The sequence below is a fragment of the Kribbella sp. NPDC050281 genome, from assembly GCF_040655855.1.
GTDB lineage: Bacteria > Actinomycetota > Actinomycetes > Propionibacteriales > Kribbellaceae > Kribbella.
The window spans coordinates 25,551-33,986 of the sequence record NZ_JBFAKS010000065.1 but is presented as its reverse complement, the minus strand read 5'-3'; the positions used below and the strand labels follow the sequence as shown (position 1 = coordinate 33,986).

At 67.1% G+C, this 8,436-nt stretch carries 6 protein-coding genes and 1 pseudogene; 4 read left to right on the top strand and 3 right to left on the bottom strand.

Annotated features, from left to right (window positions below; genetic code table 11):
* Positions 1-238: 238 nt before the first annotated feature.
* Complete coding sequence (locus AB0I34_RS41750; RefSeq protein ID WP_360457434.1) at positions 239-1,249, top strand: substrate-binding domain-containing protein; 1,011 nt, start codon at positions 239-241, stop codon at positions 1,247-1,249.
* Positions 1,250-1,284: 35 nt separating this feature from the next.
* On the top strand, positions 1,285-4,557 hold the full coding sequence (locus AB0I34_RS41745) for an NPCBM/NEW2 domain-containing protein (RefSeq protein ID WP_360457431.1): 3,273 nt from the start codon (positions 1,285-1,287) through the stop codon (positions 4,555-4,557).
* A 37-nt stretch (positions 4,558-4,594) separates the two neighbouring features.
* On the opposite strand, the gene AB0I34_RS41740 is transcribed toward AB0I34_RS41745, so the two are convergent.
* Both AB0I34_RS41740 and AB0I34_RS41735 read right to left on the bottom strand, forming a co-directional pair.
* On the bottom strand, positions 4,595-5,014 hold the full coding sequence (locus AB0I34_RS41740; RefSeq protein WP_360457428.1) for a nitroreductase family deazaflavin-dependent oxidoreductase: 420 nt from the start codon (positions 5,012-5,014) through the stop codon (positions 4,595-4,597).
* Positions 5,007-5,918: an alpha/beta hydrolase gene (locus AB0I34_RS41735; protein ID WP_360457425.1), complete on the bottom strand. Its 912-nt coding sequence runs from the start codon at positions 5,916-5,918 to the stop codon at positions 5,007-5,009. Before AB0I34_RS41735 ends, AB0I34_RS41740 begins: the two co-directional genes overlap by 8 nt.
* Positions 5,919-6,500: 582 nt before the next feature.
* On the opposite strand from AB0I34_RS41735, the gene AB0I34_RS41730 reads away from it, so the two are divergent.
* Positions 6,501-6,803 carry a hypothetical protein gene (locus tag AB0I34_RS41730; RefSeq protein ID WP_360457422.1) on the top strand — a complete coding sequence of 101 codons (303 nt, stop codon included), beginning with the start codon at positions 6,501-6,503 and terminating at the stop codon, positions 6,801-6,803.
* A gap of 246 nt (positions 6,804-7,049) precedes the next feature.
* Positions 7,050-7,922 (top strand): alpha/beta hydrolase, encoded by an 873-nt coding sequence (locus tag AB0I34_RS41725; RefSeq protein WP_360457419.1) that lies wholly within the window; start codon positions 7,050-7,052, stop codon positions 7,920-7,922.
* A 23-nt stretch (positions 7,923-7,945) separates the two neighbouring features.
* Here the strand turns inward: AB0I34_RS41725 and AB0I34_RS41720 are convergent.
* A pseudogene (locus AB0I34_RS41720) lies at positions 7,946-8,316 on the bottom strand (aldehyde dehydrogenase family protein).
* Positions 8,317-8,436 lie beyond the last annotated feature (120 nt).

Sequence of the window (8,436 nt, the reverse complement as noted above, 5' to 3'; positions counted from 1 at the left end):
GCCGTGCACGAGGTCGTTGGCGATCGCCGTCAGGTCGTCGGACAACCGGTTGACGCGGTCGTCGCCGCCGACGACCGAACGTCTCGACGTGCTTCGCCATCCGGGTTCGTGACGATGCCGCCTAGGGGCATCGAATCCCGATTGCAAGTGGCGGTCGCCATCTGGCGTTCTGATGGTAAGCTAAGCGCTTAACTCCAGTGCATGGGGAGCCGCCAACCGATCCGGACGAGGTGTGCGCATGACGACGATGCAGGACGTCGCCGACCGGGCCGGGGTGTCGATCGCCACGGTGTCGTACGTCGTGAACGGCACGAAGGCGGTGACCCCAGGCACGCGCGCCAAGATCGAGGCGGCGATGGCCGAGTTGAACTTCCAGCGCAACCGGGCGGCACGAGCCCTCGCGATCCGCCGGACGCAGAGTCTGGCCCTGGTCTTCCCGGCTCTGGAGCGGCGGCTCGGGACGACGTCGGTGGAATTCCTTACCAGTGCAGCCAGAGCCGCGAACCGGCTGGACTACCACCTGACGTTGTGGCCGATCAGCAACGACGCGGTCGGGCTGACGGACCTGCTGTCGGCCGGAGTCGTGGACGGAGTACTGCTCATGGAGGTACTGCTCGACGACCCGCGCGTCGCCGCCCTGCGCCAGGCGGGTACGCCGTTCGCGATGATTGGCCGAACCGCCGATCCTTCCGGAGATCTGTACGCCGACATCGACTTCGACGCCACCGTGTCGGCCGCCCTCGATCGCTTGGAGTCCCTTGGTCACCGGCACCTGGCGCTGATCGGTGAACAGGGAGGCGCCGGAGCTTTGCCTGGATACGGACCCCAGGTCCGCACCGACGCAGCCTTCGGCCGTCTCGTCGCGGAGCGGGGCTTACGGTCGGTCACCGTCGGGTGCGAGCAGACGGCCTCGGCGGGGGCAGACATCACCCAGAGGCTGCTTGCCGAGCATCCGGAAGTCACCGCGATCCTTGTGCGGAACGAGCAGGCGACCCTTGGAGTCATGCTCGGCGTCCGCCAGGCAGGGCTGCGGGTGCCGGAGGACGTATCAGTGATCGCGCTCGGCACGACCGGGGAGATTTCGACCATGTCGTCACCAGCCCTCACGATGATGCAGTCCCCCGGCGAGGAGCTCGGGCGGCTCGGCGTCGAGATTCTGGTCGACTGCCTGGAGTCCGGTAGGCGAACCTCGCCTCAGCTGGTTCCCTGCACCTTCCTGCCCGGCGCCTCAACCGCGCCCGCCCGCTGACGAAGAACCGAGAGCTCACAGTCGAGGAGTACGCCATGCCGCCCACCAGCCTCCACGCAACGGCACGGACCGGTCGATTACTGCTGATCGGGTTGTGCGTAATCGCGCTCGTCCTGCTTATCCCGCCGGTCGTGGCAAGCGGTGAGCCCGGCAGCACCGGAAACGAACTCGTGGTCAACGGCGGTTTCGAAGCAGGCAGCGAGCCTTGGCAGTTCACCGAAGGCGCCGGACGCGCCACAAACAACCCACACTCGGGGCAGGCGTTGGCCTACCTCGATGCCGGCACCGGGCACCAAGTGGCGCAGACCCTGACGGTCGAGGCCGACGGCAGTTACACCACGTCGGCCTGGATCGCGGTGAAAGGCGCGGGTGGGGTACTGGGACTCCGCGATGCGGACACCGGCGAGGTGCTGGCGTCGCGGACGCTGCCGGTGGATACCTCGTACCAGCCGTACTCTCTCGAGCCGGTGGATCTGTCCACTGGACAGCGCGTGGTGGTGTTCGTGACGAGCAGCGGTGAGAACTGGATCAACATCGATGACGTGTCGGTGTTCGACGACCTGCGGGAGCTGCTGAGCTTCGAGGTGTACGGCCAGCAGGGCCCGTCGGTGATCGACCACGATGCCCGCACCGTGACCGTCCAGGTGCCGTACGAGTCCGACCGGAGAGCCCTGACAGCGGACGTCGAACTTCCTGCGGGCAGCACCATCGCTCCAGATCCCTCGCAACCGCTGGACTACGCCCAGCCCCGGCAGTTCGCTGTCACCGACAGCCACGGGCACCACTCGTCCTGGACGGTGACCGCGGTGGAAGAACAGAAGAGCATTGTCATCAGCAGCTCGAACGACGAACTGGTCGACACCTTCAACTGGGCCAAGTGGCGCGCCCGGCAGCATGTCCAGACCGGTAAGCGTGGACCCGTCGACGTCGAGGGACCCGTCCCGCCGGATGCGCGCCAGGCCGACTACATCCCTTCCTACTGGGCCGGCTACGCCAACCGGACCGCGTTCTACATCCGGGACTACGCACACCAGGCCGCCGGAGCGCACCTGCTGGGGCTCGACCTGGAGAACAAGTCGATGCTTGAGGCGTACGCCGCTACCTCGAACGAGGCGCGCAACTGGTACCCCTTGTGGGCCCTCAACTTCGACGGCAGCCCGTACTTCCTCGACCACCCGAGCGACTCCTACTTCGTCCGCGAGGTGCCTGCCGTCTTCGAGCTGGTCGACAAGGCAGCCGAGCAGTACCGCTGGACGGGAGACCGCGCGTACATCGAGGACCCCGTTCTCTGGGACTTCTACACCAAGGCCGTGACCAAGTTCGTCGAGCTGCACGACACTCAGCTGCCGAACGGCGTGGCCGAGGGGACTGGCCAGGGGATCTGGTACGGCGCGGCCGGCTACAACGAGAGATCCGATCAACAGATGATCGAGGCCGGAGACGGCATCGCCACGCAGTACCAGGCGTTCCGTGGCTACGCAGACCTGGCGCGCGCCCGAGGTGACGTCGCGATCGCCAAGCAGTTCGACACCCGAGCCGCCGAGCTCTTCACATACTTCAACAAGGACTGGGGGAGCGCGCTCGGCGCCGACGAGTACGTCCGCGGCCGCACGCCCGACGGCGCCAGGGTGACCGGCTGGGGTCAGGAGAACTCGATGTTCATGGCGTACGACGAGATCATCGACCCGAACAGCCGCAAGACCGACGAGTTCCTCGACTACCTGTACAAGATGTACGTCGAGAACCGGCCGACCAACATCGAGTCCAGCACCTATGTCCCCGACGTCATGTTCGCCTACGGCCGGTCCGAGCAGGGCTGGGCCTGGATGAAGGACATCATCTCCGTACTGGGCCAGCCGCACGAGGTCCCGCAGCAGGGCACCAACGGCGACTACCCGGAGGTCAGCTACACCTTGCTCTCCCAGACGGTCGAGGGGCTCGCGGGAATCGTGCCGGACGCACCGTCGCACGCGGTCTCCACCCTGTCCCGGCTGCCTCAGGAGATCGGCTGGCTCAACCTCGACCACATCACCGTTGGTCAGCACGATCTCGGCGTACGCCACGAGGGCGCCACTCGGACCACTGTGACCCACAACAGTGGACCTCAGCCGTTGAAGACGACGATCAGCTTTTATGGGGGCTATGCCCAGATCGCGGTGAACGGCCGTCGCGTGCAGGCGGACCACACCCTGCAGCGCGGGAAGTCTGTCAGCTCGGTCACCGTCACCCTGCCGCCCGGAGCTCACGTGACGGCCGAGGCGGTGGGGCACAACGACCAGAAGCGCTGGGGCGACGCGATCACGACGCACCCGGACGACTTCGCGTTGGCGTCCCCTCAGGACGGAGCCGACCGGGTCTCACCCTGGAACGCGTTGCTGCGGTGGAGCCGGTCGGCGAACGCGACAGAGTACCGGGTCACGGTAGCCAAGGACCCGCAGCTGAGCGACGTCGTTCGCAGCTGGACCGTGAACGGCACAACGGCTTTGGTCCAGCGTCTGGAGCCGGGACGCGAGTACTACTGGTCGGTGACGGCGGTGAACGCCCGGACCCGTCAGGAACTGCCGGTGCCCGGCGGTCCGCACAGCTTCCGGACCATGCCCGATGCGGCGCCCGCAGCGCCGACCGGCCTCGGCGCTTACCGGTCCGGCAGCCGGGTGGCACTGAGCTGGGACAGTGCGCCCGATGCGTTGACCGCGACGGTCGAACGAGCGCCGGTCGGATCGGACGACTTCGAACTGGTGGCCGAGTCCGTGGCCGGCGACAGTTGGGTGGATCGCGAGGCCGGCGACGGGCCATGGCGGTACCGGGTGACGTCGGCGAACGAGCGCGGGGCCGGAGATCCGGCTCAGGCCGACGAGCAGCCGCTGCCGGCCGATCTGATTGCCACCGAGCTCAGCGACCGGAAGTGGGAGTCGGCGACCATCGGCTGGGGATCGCTGGGCCACGACCGCTCGGTTTCCGGCGGGGCGATCTCGTTGGGCGGCGTCGAGTACGCCAAGGGCATCGGCACCCATGCCAACTCCGAGATCGTCTACCGGCTCGATCCGGCCGATGTCCGGTTCAGCGCGGTGGTCGGAGTCGACGACTTGCAGCGGAACTCGCCGTACTCCTCGGTGGTCTTCCAGGTGGAGGCGGACGGCAAGGTGATCTACGAGTCGCCCGTGATGCGCGGTGACTCCGAACCGCAGCGGGTGGACCTGGACGTGCTGGGCGTCGAGCGGCTGACGCTCCGCGTCACCGACGCGGGCGACGGCAACAACTCCGACCACGCCGACTGGGCCGACGCCACCGTGCACCGACTGCCCTAGGCGCCGGGCTCCGTCTTGCACACCTGACCGGTGCCGGTCAGGTGTGCTTGAGTTCAAGGACGGGGATGGTGCGGACGCCTGCGGTTTGGCGTTCGTACTCGGCGAAGCCGGGATAGCGGCGGGCTTGTTCGGCGTAGATGCGGTCGCGGTCCGGGCCGATGACCTCGTGGACGGTGACGTCGTAGGTTTCGGTGCCGCGTTCGATGGTGGCGTGGCCGGCGGTGGTGAGGTTGATGTACCAGTCCGGGTTGGTGGGGGCGCCACTCTTGGTGGCGAAGACGTAGATGATGTCCGGGTCTGTCTCATCCGCGAGGTACATCGTCGGGGTGACGTACTCCCGCCCGCTCTTGCGGCCGAGGTGGTGCAGCAGGACCATCGGCGCGCCCTCGAAGGGCCCGCCGACCCGGCCCTCGTTCGCTCGGAACTCGGTGATGGTCTGGGTGTTCCAGTCACTCATGGGGTTTCCCGTCGAGGTCAAGGTAGGTGGAGAGGCGCTGGCCCGCTCGGTCGAGTGCGGCGGCGCCCTCCTCGAGTATCCCGTGGTAGGCCTGAAAGACGTGCGGTACTCCGGGGGTGATGTCGAGCGTGACTTCGACCTCGGCGACCGCGGCTTCGCGGGCGAGGCGTACGGCGTCGTCGAGGAGGACCTCGTGTGATCCGGCCTGGACGATCAGGGGAGACAGGCCGGACAGATCGGCGAAGATCGGGCTGATGAGGGCCAGGGCGGCATCCTGTCCCGCGGTGTAGTCGGCGACCCGGGCCAGGAGCGCGTCCGGGTTCATCAACGGGTCGGCCCCGCGCTTGGTCTGCATGGTCGCGCCGGACAGCGTGAGATCGACGTACGGCGACATGACGTACGCCGCGGCGGGCAGCGGGAGCCCGTGATCGCGAGCGTTGACCAGTGTTGCGACAGCGAGCCCGCCGCCGGCGGATTCTCCTGCGAAGACGATGTCCGACGGAGCGATGCCGCTCTGGAGGAGACCTTGGTACGCCGCGAGCGCGTCGTCGACTGCTGCCGGGTACGGGTGCTCGGGGGCGAGGCGGTAGTCGACGGAGATGACCTTCGCGTCGGTCCGTCGGCCGATCTGCGATGCGAGGTCCGCCGAGAGTGCGGCGTCGCCCATCACGTACACGCCGCCGTGGAAGTAGAGGACTGTGTGGCGCGGCTCGACTCCGTCGACGGTGACCTCGGCCGTGGGTACGTCGCCGAGGTGGCCCGCGGTCACGGTCAGGTCGGCGGGCAGCGGCTGGGCCGACAGCAGCGCCCGCAGTTGTGCTCGCTGTTCGTCCAGCCCGATGTCGGCAGGGAAGGCTGACTGCCGCAGCATTGCATCGAGGGCCGCTCGCTGCTGCCTACTCATCGAAGATCTCCCTTCGTCACGCCACTGCGAGTCTTGCCGCCGCCCCCTCGCCGGTCATCGCCAGATTCCGGTGATTCACCCGGGCTTGTCGTGCCGTGCGTGGCGGCCCCTTCGTGTATACCGATGTGACGTCCTTGGTGGGGGTGCCGTTGTGTCGTTGGGGATAGGGGGCATGGGGGAGTGAGTTCAGAGCAACAGACGCGTCCTTCGAGGCGGATTCGTCGGTGGGTGATTCGCGGGGCCTGGGCGCTGGTGTGGAGCGTGTTCGTCGGCGTGCTCGGGAACTATGTCTATGACACTTGGTTCAGCCGGAGCGACAGGCCGGCGGCGGGTGCGGCGGTCCCCAGTTCGCCGAATAGTCCGAAGGTTCCTTCAGCGGTCCCGTCGCCGAAACCGACGTTGACCCCGACGCCTACAGCGTCAGTGACACCCCGTCCGTCGCGGAAACCGCCGACTCCGCCGCCGACGGCGACTCACAAGCCGACGCAATCAGCGACGGTTGCGCCGACTCAACCTCAGAACACTGGCGATGCGATCAAGAACTGGCAGTTGTCGGTCAGCCCCGTGCAGGTTCGGCGCGGAGTGACCACGAACGTTGAGATCGAGATGTGGGACGGATGGCCGAACACTTTTATGGACGTCGAGATCGCCAGCCCCAGCTCGACGGTCGGTGGTGTGTGTCCCAAGATCGAGCGGACCAAACCGTGCAATCTTGTCTACAGCGGTGGGGAACAGACCGACAAGTCTGGCCGTGCACTGGTCGTCTACCAGTGGCGTGCTGATGCCACCGCGGCCGACTTTCCGCCTGGTGACTATGTCGTCACCGCGCGAGACCGTCATACGGGTGACGTCGCGAGCGGTGTGCGCTTCACGGTCGTCGGTTGACCGCCGCTTCTTCGCTGGTTCGCACACGCAACCGCTGCCCCGAGAGTCCGGAATTCGCCCTCGCGGGCCATCATCGCCGTTGCACCGTTGGTCACGAGGGCGAGCCGCGGTGAGATCGCCCCGATGCCAGACTGACGGCATTGGACGTGACTTGCCCTGCGCGGGGTTCGGTCCTGGACGCGTTCGCTGCCGCTTCAAGGGCGTAGGCTCCGATGAGTTCTCAGTACGGAGGGAATCGACGCTGCTATGACAACGACGTACAGGCTTGCGGTCGCCGAGGCCGACATTGCGTACGACGTTGGCGGCACCCTGCCCGCCGCCGACGGACGGCCGCCGTTGTTCATGATCGGCCAGCCCATGGACGCCAGTGGGTTCGCAACTTTGGCGTCGTACTTCCGCGACCGCACCGTGGTCACCTATGACCCGCGTGGCCTCGGCCGCAGTACCCGGACGGACGGCCGGGTCGACCAGACGCCCACAGTCCAGGCCGGCGACGTGCATGCCGTGATCGAGGCGCTCGGTGTCGGTCCGGTCGAGATGTTCGCGAGCAGTGGTGGTGCGGTCACCGCGCTCGCGCTGGTGGCGACGTACCCCAACGATGTGACAATTCTGGTGGCCCACGAGCCGCCGATGATCCCTGTGCTCGCCGATGCCGCGGCCACCGAGCGTGCTCGCGCCGGTATCCGGGACGCCTACGAGGCCAAGGGGTCGGGCGCCGGGATGGCAGCCTTCATTGCGATGACGTCGTGGCAGGGTGAGTTCACCGACGAGTACTTCGCCCAGCCCGCACCGGATCCGGCTGTGTTCGGGATGGCGACGGAGGACGACGGCTCGCGCGGCGATCCGCTGCTGTCCGATCGCTCCTGGGCGATCAGCAGTTATCACCCCGACCTCGACGCACTGGCCGCGGCGCCGACACGCGTCGTCATCGCCGTAGGCGAGGAGTCCTTGGGTACCTTCACCGGGCGTACGGCGGTGGCCACCGCCGAACTGATCGGTCAGCAGGCGACAGTGTTCCCGAGCCACCACGGCGGCTTCCTCGATGGCGAGTCCGGATACGGTGGCCAGCCCGAGGCATTCGCGCACCAACTGCGAGAGGTTCTCGACGACACTAACTGACCAGTAGCATCGCGGGCCGGCGGCTAGTGGATGGCGACGGCGACGCTCTTCTCGCGGAGGAACTCGTCGAATCCGGCGCGGCCGCCTTCTTTGCCGACTCCGCTGATTCCGATGCCGCCGAACGGCCGGTGCACAGCCAGGTTCGGTGCTCCGTTGATGAGCACCTCGCCGGCCTCCAGTTCGGCCGCGATCCGGTGCGCCCGGGTCAGATCCTTGGTCTGGATGTACGACGACAAGCCGTAGCGCGTGCTGTTCGCGATCGCGATCGCCTCCTCGTCGGTGGAGAAGGTGCTGATGGCAACCACAGGCCGAAGACCTCGATCTGCGCGATCTCTGACGAAGGGTCGACCTGCGTGAGAACGGTGGGCTCGAGGTAGTAACCCGGTCTGTCCATGCGTTTGCCACCGGCAACGAGAGTGGCGCCGTCGTCAACCGCTCGCGTCGACCTCACCGGTCACCGGATTCACGTGGTCCCACGATTCCCCAGAACTCGGGAGCACCTTCTCACCATTGA